Origin of the sequence: Sphingomonas tabacisoli (genome assembly GCF_042678385.1) — a bacterium.
In the GTDB taxonomy this organism is placed as follows: domain Bacteria; phylum Pseudomonadota; class Alphaproteobacteria; order Sphingomonadales; family Sphingomonadaceae; genus Sphingomonas_B; species Sphingomonas_B tabacisoli.
This window is the reverse complement of record NZ_JBHUDY010000001.1, coordinates 840693-855073: the sequence shown is the minus strand read 5'-3', so window position 1 is coordinate 855073 and position 14381 is coordinate 840693. Positions and strand designations below refer to the sequence as shown.

General features: G+C 66.7%; 13 protein-coding genes. 9 read left to right on the top strand and 4 right to left on the bottom strand.

Features of this window, described 5'->3' with window-relative positions:
• Positions 1-133: 133 nt before the first annotated feature.
• Together ACFSCW_RS04720 and ACFSCW_RS04715 are read right to left on the bottom strand one after the other, a co-directional pair.
• Positions 134-526 carry a hypothetical protein gene (locus ACFSCW_RS04720; RefSeq protein WP_380887402.1) on the bottom strand — a complete coding sequence of 131 codons (393 nt, stop codon included), beginning with the start codon at positions 524-526 and terminating at the stop codon, positions 134-136.
• Between the two features lie 49 nt (positions 527-575).
• Positions 576-1589 (bottom strand): polyprenyl synthetase family protein, encoded by a 1014-nt coding sequence (locus ACFSCW_RS04715; RefSeq protein ID WP_380887400.1) that lies wholly within the window; start codon positions 1587-1589, stop codon positions 576-578.
• An 82-nt stretch (positions 1590-1671) separates the two neighbouring features.
• Between ACFSCW_RS04715 and ACFSCW_RS04710 the strand changes: the two genes are divergently transcribed.
• Positions 1672-1956, top strand: coding sequence for a chorismate mutase (locus tag ACFSCW_RS04710; protein WP_380890011.1), 285 nt, complete (start codon positions 1672-1674; stop codon positions 1954-1956).
• A gap of 111 nt (positions 1957-2067) precedes the next feature.
• Here ACFSCW_RS04710 and ACFSCW_RS04705 read toward each other — a convergent pair whose 3' ends face one another.
• Complete coding sequence (locus ACFSCW_RS04705) at positions 2068-2793, bottom strand: Bax inhibitor-1/YccA family protein (RefSeq protein ID WP_380887398.1); 726 nt, start codon at positions 2791-2793, stop codon at positions 2068-2070.
• Positions 2794-2917: 124 nt separating this feature from the next.
• Here ACFSCW_RS04705 and thpR point away from each other — a divergent pair, with 124 nt between their 5' ends.
• The 6 genes from thpR to pnp all read left to right on the top strand — a co-directional run bounded on the left by thpR (position 2918) and on the right by pnp (position 10558).
• A complete protein-coding gene (gene thpR, locus ACFSCW_RS04700; RefSeq protein WP_380887396.1) occupies positions 2918-3451 on the top strand; it encodes an RNA 2',3'-cyclic phosphodiesterase in 534 nt (177 codons plus the stop codon).
• 55 nt (positions 3452-3506) lie between these two features.
• A complete protein-coding gene (ptsP, locus tag ACFSCW_RS04695; protein WP_380887394.1) occupies positions 3507-5780 on the top strand; it encodes a phosphoenolpyruvate--protein phosphotransferase in 2274 nt (757 codons plus the stop codon).
• A gap of 50 nt (positions 5781-5830) precedes the next feature.
• A complete protein-coding gene (locus ACFSCW_RS04690) occupies positions 5831-6676 on the top strand; it encodes a helix-turn-helix domain-containing protein (RefSeq protein ID WP_380887392.1) in 846 nt (281 codons plus the stop codon).
• A gap of 7 nt (positions 6677-6683) precedes the next feature.
• Positions 6684-7658: a tRNA pseudouridine(55) synthase TruB gene (gene truB / locus ACFSCW_RS04685; RefSeq protein WP_380887390.1), complete on the top strand. Its 975-nt coding sequence runs from the start codon at positions 6684-6686 to the stop codon at positions 7656-7658.
• A gap of 14 nt (positions 7659-7672) precedes the next feature.
• Entirely contained in the window at positions 7673-7942 is a 270-nt protein-coding gene (gene rpsO, locus ACFSCW_RS04680) for a 30S ribosomal protein S15 (protein WP_380887388.1), read from the top strand.
• 237 nt (positions 7943-8179) lie between these two features.
• A complete protein-coding gene (pnp, locus tag ACFSCW_RS04675) occupies positions 8180-10558 on the top strand; it encodes a polyribonucleotide nucleotidyltransferase (RefSeq protein WP_380887386.1) in 2379 nt (792 codons plus the stop codon).
• A 69-nt stretch (positions 10559-10627) separates the two neighbouring features.
• On the opposite strand, the gene ACFSCW_RS04670 is transcribed toward pnp, so the two are convergent.
• Positions 10628-11011, bottom strand: a complete 384-nt coding sequence (locus ACFSCW_RS04670) for a cupin domain-containing protein (protein ID WP_380887384.1) — start codon at positions 11009-11011, stop codon at positions 10628-10630.
• A 261-nt stretch (positions 11012-11272) separates the two neighbouring features.
• Between ACFSCW_RS04670 and ACFSCW_RS04665 the strand changes: the two genes are divergently transcribed.
• Together ACFSCW_RS04665 and ACFSCW_RS04660 are read left to right on the top strand one after the other, a co-directional pair.
• On the top strand, positions 11273-11815 hold the full coding sequence (locus ACFSCW_RS04665) for a biliverdin-producing heme oxygenase (RefSeq protein ID WP_380887382.1): 543 nt from the start codon (positions 11273-11275) through the stop codon (positions 11813-11815).
• Positions 11815-14379 carry an HWE histidine kinase domain-containing protein gene (locus ACFSCW_RS04660; RefSeq protein WP_380887380.1) on the top strand — a complete coding sequence of 855 codons (2565 nt, stop codon included), beginning with the start codon at positions 11815-11817 and terminating at the stop codon, positions 14377-14379. Before ACFSCW_RS04665 ends, ACFSCW_RS04660 begins: the two co-directional genes overlap by 1 nt.
• The last annotated feature ends 2 nt before the right edge of the window (positions 14380-14381 follow it).

The following is a 14381-nucleotide window of genomic DNA, read 5'->3' as shown; positions in this document are numbered from 1 at the left end:
GCAAGTTTCAGCCTAAGCGGAAGCCTGGGGCGGGTCCGCAAAGCATTTGTTTACCGGATTGTTGCGCGGCTGCATCAGTGCGGCCCCGCGGAGTCTCCGCGGGGCCTGCCCTCAGCGCAGCAGTGGGAGAGCGTCAGCGCCTCGTGTAGGGCACGAAATCGGCCAGCGTGACGAAGCCCCGCTGGAACCGCGAGGTGCGGTCGATCAGGGTGACGGTGTCGATCCGGCAAAGCTGGCCGGTCACCGTCTTCGTCACGAGAATATCGTCGTCGTCGAGCCAGTTCGCGCCGTGCGGGCGATTGACGTACAGCTTGCTGCCGACCCGGTAGACGATCGCCGTCTTGTCGATGATCTCGCTCGACTGGATGTCGCGCAGATTGATGCACGAGACGGGCTTGCCGGGCACGCGATCGCCAATGGCCTTGTCGAGCCGCGCTTCGGGCGAAAGCCGCGGCGCGGCGACGGCAGGGGCGAGGAGAGCGGCGGCGAGCACTGCGCCGAGAGCGAGTTTCAGACGACCAGTCATGCCCTTCTCCCTAGTCTTCACGACCTGAACCGAAGCTGAGCGCCGGCGCTCAATAGGCGCGCGCTACTGCGAAGGCGACGGCTTCGGTCAAAGCGCTTTTGGCTGCGCTCGCCGGGAAGCCGCCGAGCGCATCGGTCGCGCGCTGGCCGTAGTGCCGAGCCTGAGCGAGCGTATCGTCGAGCGCGCCGGTAGTGCGGAGCAACTGCGTGGCGTGGACGAGGTCCGCGTCCGAGCTTTTGTGGCCCATCATTGCGTCGCGCCAGAAGGCCCGGTCCGCCGTCGAGCCGCGGGCATAAGCGAGGATCACCGGCAACGTCACCTTGCCGTCGCGGAAATCGTCACCGACGCCCTTGCCCATCGTCGCTTCGTCCGACGAATAGTCGATCGCATCGTCGACGAGCTGGAAGGCGATGCCGAGATTGCGGCCATAGGCATCGAGCGCCAGTTCCTCCGCCTCCGGGCGTTCCGCGACCACGGCGGCAATGCGGCAGGCGGCGGCGAACAGGGCCGCGGTCTTGGCGTGGATGATCGAGAGATAGCGTTCCTCGCTGGTCTCGACCTGCCGCTGGGCGGTGAGCTGGTTGACCTCGCCTTCCGCGATCACGGCGGAGGCGTTGGAGAGGATGCGGAGCACGCGGAGGCTGCCGTCCTCGACCATCAGCTCGAACGAGCGGCTGAACAGGAAATCGCCGACCAGCACGCTCGCCGGATTGCCCCAGATGATGTTGGCGGTGCGGCGGCCGCGGCGCAGATCGGACCCGTCGACGACATCGTCGTGGAGGAGCGTCGCGGTGTGGATGAACTCGACCGCGGCGGCGAGCTTGTGATGACGCGTGCCGGGATAGTCGAGCAGCTTTGCGCAAGCGAGCGTGAGCATCGGCCGCATCCGCTTGCCGCCGCCGGCGATCAGATGGCCGGCAAGCTCCGGAATCAGCGGAACGTCCGACTGCATGCGGCCGAGGATCACGCTGTTCACGGCGTTCATGTCGTGCGCGACGAGGCGCAGCATCGGGTCGAGCGAAGGCGCCGGGCCGGCGTCGAGGCGGTGGAGAGTGGCGCTCATGCGCGGGCATGTGGCGCGGCAACGCCAAGCTTGCAAGCATCGCTTCGGCATGGAAACGATGCGCGCACAATCGGAGGACCGGATGACCGACGACACGCTGGCACGTTATCGCGAGAGCATCGACAATATCGACGCCGCGCTTGTCTTCATGCTGGCGGAGCGGTTCAAGATCACCCAGGCGGTGGGCGCCTACAAGGCGACCGAAGGCTTGCCGCCGGCCGATCCGGGGCGGGAGGAGCGGCAGATCGAGCGGCTGCGCCGGCTGGCGGCGGACGCGAATCTGGACCCCGAATTCTCGGAGAAATTCCTGCGCTTCATCATCGACGAAGTGATCCGCCACCACGAGAAGCTGCAGGGGAAGGACTGAACCGGCGACGAAGAAGAAGCGGGACCCCGGCTCAAGGCCGGGGTGACGAGAGCCAAAGAAAAGGCCCGGCGAGTTTCCCCGCCGGGCCTCTTCGTCTCGATCCTGCCTGGCTTAGTTGCGGCGGCCGCCGAACAGCTGAAGCAGGAACATGAACATGTTGATGAAGTCGAGGTAGAGCGTCAGCGCGCCCATCACCACCGACTTGCCGGCGAAATCGGTGCCGGCAACGTAGCTGTACATGCTCTTGATGCGCTGCGTGTCATAGGCGGTGAGGCCCGCGAACAGCAGCACGCCGATCACGCTGATCGCGAACGCCATCGCGCTCGACTGCAGGAAGATGTTGATCAGCATCGCGATCAGGATGCCGAACACGCCCATGATCAGGAACGTGCCGAAGCCCGACAGGTCACGCTTGGTCGTGTAGCCCCACAGGCTGAGGCCCGCGAACGCGCCGGCGGTCGCGAAGAAGGTCTGCGCGATCGACGTGCCGGTATAGACCAGGAAGATGGAGGCCATCGACAGGCCCATCACGGCCGCGAACGCCCAGAACAGCGCCTGCGCGGTGCCGGTCGAGAGGCGGTTGATGCCGAAGCTCAGCACCATCACGAAGCCCAGGGGGGCCAGCATGATCAGCCAGCGCAGCGGGCTTTGCAGCACCGGCACGATGAAGCTCGAGTTGGCGAACAGCAAAGCGACGATGCCGGTCAGCAGCACGCCCGACGCCATGTAATTGTAGACGGACAGCATGTAGCTCCGCAGACCGACGTCATAGTCGGCACGGGCTCCGACCGACGACGGCGCCGAAATGGTCGCCCGGGGGTCAGTCCAGTTTGCCATCGAAGTTACTCTCCTTTGCCCGGCACGATGCCGGATGCGCCGAATATCGTTTCAACGCCGGTGTCTTTCAAGCGAAACCGGCGCTAGCGACACTTTGTTACAAAGGATTGCCCAGAGAACACCTATGCACCGTCTGTTCGTCGCCATCCGTCCGCCGGCCGACATCCGCAGCCGGCTGCTGGGGCTGATGCAGGGCGTCAAGGGCGCGCGCTGGCAGGATGACGAGCAGTTGCACATCACGTTGCGCTTCATCGGTGAAGTCGACGGGCGGCAGGCTGAGGATGCGGCTGCGGTGCTGGACAGTGTTCGCGCGAGCCCGGTCAGCGTGGCGGTGGCGGGGGTCGGGTCGTTCGGCAGCAGGGGGCGGACCAACGCGATCTGGGCCGGCGTGCGGCCGCACGAGCCGCTTGCCCATCTCCACCGCAAGATCGACCAGGCGCTGGTCCGCACCGGGCTGGAGCCGGAGCGGCGCGCCTATCTGCCGCACATCACCCTCGCCCGCTTCGGCCGCGAAAGCGGCGGCGTCGAGGCGTTCCTGGCGGATCATGCGGGCCTTGCCAGCCCGCCGTTCGAGATCGCCGCGTTCGGGCTTTACGAGAGTCACCTGGGGCACGAAGGCGCCAGCTACGCGCTCGTCCAGCGTTACCTTCTTTCCTGAGCGCTCGTTCATTTTGGCGGGACGCACCGCCCGGCTTTTGCTAGCAAGCCCCGATATGCCCGTCAGCACCGCATCGTCCGCGCGCGAAATCCTTACCCGCCTGCACGATGTCATGGCGTCGCGCGCCAATGCGCAGACCAAGCTGAACCAGGTCGTCAGCATCATCGGCGAGGCGACGTCCAGCGAGGTCTGCTCGATCTACCTGCTGCGCGACGGCGCGCTGGAGCTGTTCGCGACCCGCGGCCTTAGCCAGGAAGCGGTGCACGTCACCAAGCTGGCGCTGGGCGAAGGGCTGGTCGGATCGATCGCCGACCGGGTGGAAGTGCTGAACCTCGACGAAGCGGCGGCGCACCCGGACTTCGCCTACAAACCGGAGACGGGCGAAGAGCGGTTCCACAGCTTTGCCGGCGTGCCGATCATCCGGCGCGAGCAGGCCGTGGGCGTGCTCTGCGTCCAGCATACCGAGCCGCGCCGCTACGAGGATGTCGAGATCGAGGCGCTGCAGACGGTGGCGATGGTGCTGTCCGAGCTGATCGCCAATGCCGGGCTGATCGACGGCCCGGCATCCGACAAGGCGCACGCACTGACCACGGCACCCGTCCGGCTGACGGGTCAGAAGCTGGTCGACGGCATGGCCCGCGGCATCGCCGTCTATCACCAGCCGCGCATCACCATCGAACACACCGTTGCCGAAGACATCGAGGCGGAGCGGCGGCGCGTCTATTCGGCGTTTGGCAAGATGCGCGAGCAGATCGACACCATGGCCGCACAGGCCGAATTCGGCGTCGGCGGCGAACAGGCCGAGATCCTCGATACCTACAAGATGTTCGCCTATGACGAGGGCTGGTCCAGGCGGATCAACGAAGCGATCGACAGTGGCCTGACCGCCGAGGCGGCGATCGAGCGCGTCCAGCAGCGCACGCGGATGCGGATGCGGCAGATCGACGACCCGCTGCTCGCCGATCGCATGCACGATCTGGAAGACCTTTCCAACCGGCTGCTGCGCATCGTTTCCGGCCAGCTCGGCACCGCGGCGCAGATGGGCCTGAGGCAAGACGCGATCCTGATCGCGCGCAACCTGGGGCCGGCCGAGCTGCTGGAATATGACCGCCGCCGGCTGAAAGGCGTGATCCTGGAAGAAGGATCCCTGACCGCGCACGTCACGATCGTCGCGCGGGCGATGGGCGTGCCGGTGCTGGGCCGCGTCAAGGACATGCGGCGGCTGATCGGCGAAGGCGACCACCTGCTGCTGGATGCCGGGCAGAGCGCCATCTACGTCCGGCCCAGCCAGACGATGGAGGATGCGTTCGAGGCGAAGCTGGCGCTGGGCGCCAAGCGCCGCGCCGCCTACGCCGCCCTTCGCGCGCTGCCGCCGGTGACCAAGGACGGGCAGCGCATCACGCTGATGGTCAATGCCGGCCTGCGCGACGACGCCGCCGCGCTGGACTTGACGGGCGCGGACGGCATCGGCCTGTTCCGCACCGAGTTTCAGTTCCTCGTCTCCGCCACCCTGCCCCAGCGCGAGCGGCAGCAGCGGCTGTACCGTGACGTGCTCGAAGCCGCCGGCGACCGTCCGGTGGTGTTCCGCACCGTCGATATCGGCGGCGACAAGGCGTTGCCCTATATGCGGTCCGACGAGAATGGCGAGGAGAATCCGGCGATGGGCTGGCGCGCGCTGCGCGTCGCCCTGGAGCGCAACGGGCTGATGAAAGCGCAGGCCCGCGCGCTGCTGGAAGCGGCGGCGGGGCGGACGCTGAACGTGATGTTCCCGATGGTCTCCGAGCCTTGGGAGTTCGACGAGGCGAAGCGGCTGTTCGAGGCGCAGCGGGACTGGATCACATCGCGGCACCGGGCGCTGCCGACGCAGATCCGCTATGGATCGATGCTGGAAGTGCCGGCGCTGGCCGAGTGCCTCGACCTGTTGCTACCCAAGCTCGACTTCCTGTCGATCGGCACCAACGACCTGACCCAGTTCCTGTTCGCTGCCGACCGCGCGCATCCGAAGCTGGCCGAGCGCTATGACTGGCTGTCGCCGGCGATCCTGCGCTTCCTGCGTCGGGTCGCGGTTCCGGCCAAGGAAAAGGGCGTTCCCGTCACCATCTGCGGCGAAATGGGCGGGCGGACGCTGGAGGCGATGGCGCTGCTCGGCCTGGGCATCGAGCGGCTGTCGATCACGCCGATCGCGGTGGGGCCGGTCAAGGCGATGGTGCGCTCGCTCGATCTCGCCAAGCTGAAGCCCGAAATGGAGCGCTGGCTCTCCGAGCCGCCGCCGAACATGCGCAAGGCGCTGACCGAATGGGCGCAGGCGCACGGAGTGGAATTGGCCTGAGTTGACAAGGCGGTCGGTCCAGCCGCAAGCCAAGGAAAAAGGGGCGCGTAATGGTGGATGAGTTCGAAGCGGCGGCGAGTGGCCCAACGGCTGGCGCCGACCTGCGCGCCGCGCGCGAGGCGGCGGGCATGAGCTTGTCCGACGTCGCGGCGAAGACCCGCATTCCCCAGCGCCATCTCGAAGCGATCGAGCGCGACGATTATAACGCGCTGCCATCCGCCACCTACGGGGTCGGCTTTGCGCGGGCTTATGCACGAGCGGTCGGGGCGGACGAAGTGGCGGTCGCGGCGACGGTTCGCGCGCAGCTCGAGCATGGCGGGCGTGCCCGCGCCGAATATCAGGCGTTCGAGCCGGCCGATCCGGCGCGCGTGCCGCCGCGGACATTGGCCTGGACCGCGGCGATCGTCGCGCTGCTGATCCTGGGCGGCTATGCACTGTGGCGCGCGACGTTGCGCGGCGGATCGGACACGACGCCGGAAGTGGTGACGGCCTCGCCGACGCCGGCGGCGGTTCAGCCCAAGCCGGCGGCGCCTGCCGCCGCGCCGACGCCGACCGGCGGCCCTGTGGTGCTGACGGCGACCGACACCGTGTGGCTGCGGATCAGCGACGCGACCGGCAAGCGGCTGTTCGAAAAGCAGATGGCGGCCGGCGAGACCTACGCCGTGCCCGCGGACGCCAATGGCCCGACGATCATGACCGGGCGGCCGAACGTGCTGAAAGTGACCGTTGGCGGCGTCGAAGTGCCGCCGCTCGGCGAGCCCGAGAAGCGGATCAAGGGCGTGGGCGTCAGCGCCGATGCGCTGAAGGCACGGGCGGCTGCGCCCGGCGCCCCGGCCGTGGTTCCGGCGGCGACGCCCTCCCCCGCTCCTGCCCCGACGGCGGCGCCGACTCCCTGATTTTCGCGTGCATGGCTGGATCATCCTCGACAAGCCGCTGGGGCTCGGCTCGACCCAGGCGGTGAGCGCGGTCAAGCGCGCGCTGCGGACGGGGGGCTATCCGAAGCTGAAGGTCGGGCATGGCGGAACACTCGACCCGCTGGCGTCGGGCGTGCTGCCGGTCGCCGTGGGAGAAGCGACGAAGCTCGCCGGGCGGCTGCTGGATAGCGACAAGGTGTATGAGTTCACGATCCGGTTCGGCGAGGAGACCGATACGCTGGATGCCGAGGGTAAGGTGGTCGCGACGTCCGACGTGCGGCCGACGGTTGCGGAGGTCGAGGCGGTGCTGCCGCGGTTCACCGGGCCGATCGAACAGGTGCCGCCGGCTTTTTCGGCGCTGAAGGTCGATGGGGAGCGGGCGTACGATCTGGCGCGGTCGGGTGAGGATGTGGCGCTCGCGTCTCGCTCGGTCATCATTCACGCGCTTGGGCGAAGTGAAGGGAGGGCTTCGACAAGCTCAGCCCGAACGGGTGAAATATGCGAAGCAGGCCTACCAGACTCCGTTCGGGCTGAGCCTGTCGAAGCCTCTTCCTTCTTTCTTGAGCAAGTCACTCTCACCGCGCATGTTTCGAAGGGCACATATATTCGCTCGCTGGCGCGGGATATTGCGCGTGCGCTTGGAACGGTGGGGCACGTTACCTATCTTCGCCGGGTCAAGGCCGGGCCGTTCGTGCTGGCCCAAGCGATTTCGCTGGACAAATTGGACGCGCTCGCTAAGGAGCGCGCCCTTGAACAGATACTCCTGCCGTTGAGGGCGGGGCTGGACGACATCCCGGCTCTATCCCTCACCCCCGATCAGGCAGGGCTGCTCCGTCAGGGTCAGCAATTGATCGGGATCGCCGCTCCCGATGGCCAATGCTTTGCGATGCTGGGCGACACGCCCGTCGCGCTGGCGGAGGCCAAGGCCGGAACGCTCCGGGTCGTGCGCGGCTTCAACCTCTAGACGAAAGGACGACGATGTCGATCACTGCAGAGCGCAAGGAAGCGCTGATCAAGGACAATGCCCGCGCGTCGGGCGACACCGGTTCCCCCGAAGTGCAGGTCGCGATCTTGACCGAACGCATTTCGAACCTGACCGAGCACTTCAAGACCCACGCGAAGGACAATCACTCGCGCCGCGGTCTGCTGATGCTGGTCAACAAGCGCCGCAGCCTTCTCGACTTTCTGCGCAAGAAGGATGCCGAGCGCTACACCGCACTGATCGCGAAGCTCGGCCTTCGGAAATAACGACAAGGGGCGGCCCGTTCGGGTCGCCCCTTTCGTCATGCCGGACCCGATCCGGCATCCCGCTTCTTCTACTGAAAGGAAGCGGGACCCCGGCTCAAGGCCGGGGTGACGGGAGAGCGGCAATAAGGCTGAGCTCCCGGAGCCAACAAGGCTCACACACGTGGTCCCACGAAAGTATTACTTTCGTGGGGGCCCACACAGGCCCCGCGGGAAGGTCCCGCGGATGAAGGAAACCAAATGTTCGACAAGAAAACTGTATCGATCGAGTGGGGCGGAAAAACCCTGACACTCGAAACGGGCCGCGTTGCCCGTCAGGCCGACGGCGCGGTGCTCGCGACCCTCGGCGAAACCGTGGTTCTCTGCGCGGTCACGGCCGCCAAATCGGTCAAGGAAGGCCAGGACTTCTTCCCGCTGACCGTGCACTATCAGGAAAAATACGCCGCTGCCGGCCGCATCCCCGGCGGCTTCTTCAAGCGCGAGCGCGGCGCGACTGAGAAGGAGACGCTCGTCTCCCGTCTCATCGACCGCCCGGTGCGCCCGCTGTTCCCCGAAGGCTTTTACAACGAGATCAACTGCATCGCGCAGGTGATGTCGTATGACGGCGAGAACGAGCCCGACATCCTGGCGATGATCGCCGCCTCCGCCGCCCTGACTCTGTCGGGCGTGCCGTTCCTCGGCCCCATCGGCGCCGCGCGCGTCGGCTACAAGGACGGCGAGTATCAGCTCAACCCGACCGACGCCGAGATCGACGAAGGCCAGCTCGACCTGGTCGTCGCCGGCACGCACGACGCGGTGATGATGGTCGAATCGGAAGCCAAGGAGCTGTCCGAGGACGTCATGCTGGGCGCGGTGATGTTCGCGCATCGCGGCTTCCAGCCGGTCATCCAGGCGATCATCGATCTCGCCGAGCAGGCCGCCAAGGACCCCTGGGACATGGCCGAGCAGGCCGACCAGTCGGCGATGAAGAAGAAGCTGAAGGACCTGATCGGCGCCGATATCGCCGCGGCCTACAAGCTGACCAACAAGTCGCAGCGCTCCAACGCGCTGAACGAAGCCCGCGCCAAGGCGAAGGCGGCGTTCACCGAGGAATCGCCGCAGGACCAGATGGCGGCGATCAAGCTCACCAAGAAGCTGGAAGCCGAAATCGTCCGTCAGGCGATCCTGAAGGACGGCACCCGCATCGACGGCCGCAACACGAAGCAGGTTCGCCCGATCGAGGCGATCGCCGGCTTCCTGCCTCGCACCCACGGCTCGGCGCTGTTCACGCGCGGCGAGACCCAGACCATCGCCACCTGCACGCTTGGCACCAAGGACGCCGAGCAGATGATCGATGGGCTGAACGGGCTCCATTACGAGCACTTCATGCTGCACTATAACTTCCCGCCCTATTCGGTCGGCGAAGTGGGCCGCTTCGGTGCGCCGAGCCGGCGCGACGTCGGCCACGGCAAGCTCGCCTGGCGGGCGCTGCACGCGGTGCTGCCGACCAAGGAAGAGTTCCCATACACGATCCGCGTCACCTCCGACATCACCGAGAGCAACGGCTCCTCGTCGATGGCGACGGTGTGCGGCGGCAGCCTTGCGCTGATGGACGCGGGCGTGCCGATCAAGCGGCCGGTTTCCGGCATTGCGATGGGCCTGATCCTGGAAGGCAAGGATTTCGCGGTCCTTTCCGACATCCTGGGTGACGAGGATCACCTGGGCGACATGGACTTCAAGGTCGCGGGCACCAGCGAGGGCATCACGTCCCTGCAGATGGACATCAAGATCGCCGGCATCACCGAAGAGATCATGAAGACCGCGCTTGCCCAGGCGAGCGAGGGCCGCGCGCATATCCTCGGCGAAATGGCGAAGGCGCTGGACCACACCCGCGAGGAACTGTCGGCCCATGCCCCGCGCATCGAGACGATCACTATCGACAAGTCGAAGATCCGCGACGTCATCGGCACCGGCGGCAAGGTGATCCGCGAGATCGTCGCCACCACCGGCGCCAAGGTCGACATCGACGACGAAGGCGTGATCAAGATCAGCTCGTCCGACCTCTCGCAGATCGAGGCCGCGAAGAAGTGGATCCTCGGCATCGTCGAGGAAGCGGAAGTCGGCAAGATCTACACCGGCAAGGTCGTCAACATCGTCGACTTCGGCGCGTTCGTGAACTTCATGGGCGGCAAGGACGGCCTGGTCCACGTCTCGGAGATCAAGAACGAGCGCGTGGCGAACGTCGCTGACGTCCTGAGCGAAGGCCAGGAAGTGAAGGTCAAGGTCCTCGAGATCGACGGCCGCGGCAAGGTTCGCCTGTCGATGCGCGTCGTCGATCAGGAAACCGGCGCCGAGCTGGAAGACACCCGCCCCCCGCGCGAACCGCGTGAAGGCGGCGACCGCGGTCCGCGCGCCGATCGTGGCGATCGCGGCCCCCGCCGTGACGGCGACCGCCGTCGCGATGGCGGCCGTGGCGGCGACCGCGACCGTGGTCCGCGCCGCGAAGGCGGCGGTGAGCGCGGCGAAGGCCGTGGCGACCGCGGCGATCGTGGCCCGCGCCGCGATCGTCCGGAAGGCGGTCGCGACGAAGGCCCCGAGCCCGAGTTCGCGCCGGCCTTCCTGAAGGGCGGCGACGAGTAAGGGACGGGCTTCGCGCCTGACCGAAACAAAAAGGCCTCGCGGGAAACCGCGGGGCCTTTTTCGCTTGAGCTATTTTCCGGAGCGGGCGGCCGGCCGTTTCAGCTCGACCAGGATCGCCTCGAACGGGACGTCGCTCATGTTCGTGGGCGTGTGAACGCCCGCCGGCGTCCAGACGGCGTCCCCCTTCTTGCCGGTGTTCACCACTGTCTTCCCGTTGCCGAGCAGCATCTTCGTCCGCCCGTCGGTCAGATAGGTGACGACGGCATCGGGATGGGAATGCTTCACGCTCGATTCGTGCGGGCCATAGTGGATCCGCAGCACCCTCACCTGCGCGTTGTCGATCAAGACCTTATAGTGTTTGGGGTCGACCTTTGCCGCGTCCTGCGCGAGCGCGGCGGCGGACGCGAATGCAACAATGGCGGCCGCAAGCGCGGCCCGAGCGATGGCTGTCATGAATAGTTCCCCTCCACAATCGCTCCTTCCAGGAGCGGATTGACGTAACGCACCGACGGCGACGCAACGGAACTGCACATCAGCCTAAGTGCGAAATGCGAGAGCGACAAGGCGGGCCAGAGCAGGAGATAGGCTCTTGGCATGTTTATTCGCATGCGGCAGGGAACCGGCGGAGACTAACCTGCGTTAGCGCGCGGGGTCATCCATCTCCCGGCTTGCAACGGTCTTGCGTGCGCGTCGGCCAGCTTTCCAAAAGGGCTTATGCGTCAAGACGTTCGTGCCAGGCTGCGTGCCGCCACCAATGACAATCACCGCCGGGTCGACGAGATATTCTCGGGCTTCGATCTGAACGATCCGATCAGCTATCGGCGATTCCTGCTTGCCCAGGCGGCGGCGCATCTGCCGCTGGAGCGGGCGCTGGATGCGGGTTTTGCGGAGCGTGTGCTGGCGGACTGGCCTGAGCGGCGGCGCGCGGATCGGCTGCGGGACGACCTGGCGGCGCTTGCACTGGATGAGCCGGAGCCGGAGGCGGTTCGCCCCTTGGCGAACGACGCGGCGGCATTGGGCACGCTGTATGTGCTGGAAGGCTCGCGGCTGGGAGCGGCGTATCTGCGGCGGAGCGTGCCGTCCGCATTTCCGCAGGCCTATCTCGAGCCGGGGTCGTCCAGCCTGTGGCGCGGCCTTGTCGACGTGCTGGAGCGGTCGCTGACCAGCGACACTGCACGCCAATCGGCGATCGACGCCGCCCATGCCGCTTTCGACGCGTTCGAACGCAGCGGCCGCCGCTATCTGAAGGCGAGTTGATGAACGCCCCTCCGCAGGTCGACCTGACCAATTGCGACCGCGAGCCGATCCACATCTTGGGCGCGATCCAGCCCAACGGGTTCCTGATCGCGCTGACCCTGGACTGGATCGTGGCGCGAACATCCGCGAACCTGCCGGATTTCCTCCACGTGACGCCCGAGGATGCGATCGGGCGGCCGCTTGCCGACTTCTTCACGACCAAGGCGATCCATGACCTGAGAAACCGCGTGACCCTGCTGCGCGGCGTGGACGCGGTGGAACGGCAATTCGACGTCGCGCTGATGGGCGACCGGCGGCGCTTCGATGTCGCTATCCACCTGTCCAACGACAATATCGTGGTGGAGGCGGAGCCGGCAAAGGACGTGCCCGGCGACGTGACCGGCACCGTCCGCGCGATGATCTCGCGGCTGGATCAGTGCGACACGATGAACGCCTTCTACCGCGAAGGCGCGCGCCAGGTTCGGGCGCTGATCGGCTTCGACCGCGTGATGGTCTATCGCTTCGCGCCCGACGGGTCCGGCGAAGTGGTGGCAGAAGCGTGCAAGGCGGGTATCGGCCGCTTCCTTGGGCTGCATTATCCCGCGAGCGACATCCCGCAACAGGCGCGCATTCTCTACATGCGCAACCTGCTGCGCGTGATCGCCGACGTGAACGCGACGCCCGTGCCGGTCGTGCCGCAGCTCAACGAGAAGGGCGAGCCGCTCGACCTGTCGCTGTCCGTGCTGCGATCGGTGTCGCCGATCCATATCGAGTATCTGAAGAACATGGGGGTCGAAGCGTCGCTGTCGATCTCGATCATCGTGGATGGGAAGCTCTGGGGGCTGTTCGCCTGCCACCATTACTCGCCGCGAATGCCGAGCTTCGAGCGGCGCGCGACGAGCGAGCTGTTCTCACAGATGTTCTCGATGCGGCTGGAAAGCCGGGAGCGGAAGGAGACCGTCGAGTTCGAGCGGCGCGCGCGGGACATTTCCGACCAACTGTTGGGCGCGGTCGCATCGGACGAAGCGCTGCTGCGCGATCCGGACTGGCTGGCCGACATCCTGACGCATGCCATCCCGGCGGACGGCGTCGGCGTGTGGCTGGCGGGGAATTATGCGCTCTCCGGCTCGACGCCGCCGAGCGACGCTTTCCGCCGGATCGTGCGCGCGCTGAACGCGACGGCGGCAGGCCGGGTTTTCGCAACCGACCGCATCAGCGACCTGATTGAAGAAGCGGCACCGTTCGCGCCAGCCGCGTCGGGGCTGCTCGCGATTCCGATCTCGCGCTCGCCGCGCGATTATGTCGTGCTGTTCCGGTCGGAGATGATCCGCTCCGTGCGCTGGGCGGGCGATCCGCACAAGCCGGTCAGTTACGGCCCGAACGGGCCGCGGCTTACCCCGCGCGAAAGCTTTGACGAGTGGAAGGAGCTGGTGCGCGGCCGCTCGCTGCCGTTCACGCAATCCGAGGAACGCGTGGCCGAGACACTGCGCGCGACGCTGATCGAGGTTGTGCTGCGGCTGGCCGACGACGCCTCGGCCGAGCGGCAGCAAGCGCATGCGCGCCAGGAACTGCTCATTGCCGAGCTCAATCACCGGGTGCGCAACATTCTGGGCGTCATTCGCGGGCTGATCCGTCAGTCGCAGCCGACCGACGAGAAAACGCGCGGCTTTGTCGGTATGATAGACGGGCGCATCCACGCGCTCGCCCGCGCCCACAACCAGATCACCGAGGACCATTGGGGGCCCGCGCCGCTGCGCGCGCTGATCGACGCCGAGACGGCGGTTTTCAAGCATGAAGCGGAGCGCATCCATGTCGAGGGCGAGCCGGTGCTGCTCAATCCGCAGGCGTTTTCGACGATGGCGCTGGTGTTCCACGAGCTGGTCACCAACTCGACCAAATATGGCAGCCTTTCGGTTGCTCAAGGGTCAGTGACGATCGCCTGGCAGCGCAACGAAAGCGGCGACCTCTGCCTGACCTGGACCGAGTCCGGCGGGCCGACTGTCGCCCAGCCGAAGCGGCAAGGGTTCGGCACGACGATCATCACGCGGTCGGTGCCCTATGATCTGGGCGGCGATTCCAGCGTCGACTATCGGCCTGAAGGCATCGAAGCCCGGTTCCGCATTCCCGAGCGCCATGTCGCCCAGCCCGGCGCCAGCAGCCTGCCGATCGTGACGTTCCCCGTCGCTCCGTCGGGCCGCCTGACCGACGCGCCGCCGCATGTGCTCGCCGGCCAGCGGCTGCTGCTGGTGGAGGACAGCCTGATCATTGCGCTCGACGCCGAAGACATCGCGAACCGGCTGGGCGCCGAAACGGTGATGACGGCATCGTCGGTCGAGGCTGCGCTCGACCTCATCGAAAGCGATCCGCCGACGCTCGCCATTCTCGACATCAACCTGGGCAATGGCGACAGCTTCCCGATCGCCGACCGGCTGCTGGAGCTGAAAATCCCTTTCATGTTCGCGACCGGATATGGCGAGCAGGCGCAAATCCCGCAGCAGCATCGCGGCCGGACAGTGATCCAGAAGCCCTACACGCTGGAGATCGTCGGCCGTTCGGTTGCGGGCCTGATCGCCACCGGCGCCTGACC

What these genes read in the sequence shown, in the direction of transcription:
- ACFSCW_RS04720 (WP_380887402.1), bottom strand. Translation starts at nt 526, where the DNA reads ATGACTGGTCGTCTGAAACTCGCTCTCGGCGCAGTGCTCGCCGCCGCT.
- ACFSCW_RS04715 (WP_380887400.1), bottom strand. Translation starts at nt 1,589, where the DNA reads ATGAGCGCCACTCTCCACCGCCTCGACGCCGGCCCGGCGCCTTCGCTC.
- ACFSCW_RS04710 (WP_380890011.1), top strand. Translation starts at nt 1,672, where the DNA reads ATGACCGACGACACGCTGGCACGTTATCGCGAGAGCATCGACAATATC.
- ACFSCW_RS04705 (WP_380887398.1), bottom strand. Translation starts at nt 2,793, where the DNA reads ATGGCAAACTGGACTGACCCCCGGGCGACCATTTCGGCGCCGTCGTCG.
- thpR (WP_380887396.1), top strand. Translation starts at nt 2,918, where the DNA reads ATGCACCGTCTGTTCGTCGCCATCCGTCCGCCGGCCGACATCCGCAGC.
- ptsP (WP_380887394.1), top strand. Translation starts at nt 3,507, where the DNA reads ATGCCCGTCAGCACCGCATCGTCCGCGCGCGAAATCCTTACCCGCCTG.
- ACFSCW_RS04690 (WP_380887392.1), top strand. Translation starts at nt 5,831, where the DNA reads ATGGTGGATGAGTTCGAAGCGGCGGCGAGTGGCCCAACGGCTGGCGCC.
- rpsO (WP_380887388.1), top strand. Translation starts at nt 7,673, where the DNA reads ATGTCGATCACTGCAGAGCGCAAGGAAGCGCTGATCAAGGACAATGCC.
- pnp (WP_380887386.1), top strand. Translation starts at nt 8,180, where the DNA reads ATGTTCGACAAGAAAACTGTATCGATCGAGTGGGGCGGAAAAACCCTG.
- ACFSCW_RS04670 (WP_380887384.1), bottom strand. Translation starts at nt 11,011, where the DNA reads ATGACAGCCATCGCTCGGGCCGCGCTTGCGGCCGCCATTGTTGCATTC.
- ACFSCW_RS04665 (WP_380887382.1), top strand. Translation starts at nt 11,273, where the DNA reads ATGCGTCAAGACGTTCGTGCCAGGCTGCGTGCCGCCACCAATGACAAT.
- ACFSCW_RS04660 (WP_380887380.1), top strand. Translation starts at nt 11,815, where the DNA reads ATGAACGCCCCTCCGCAGGTCGACCTGACCAATTGCGACCGCGAGCCG.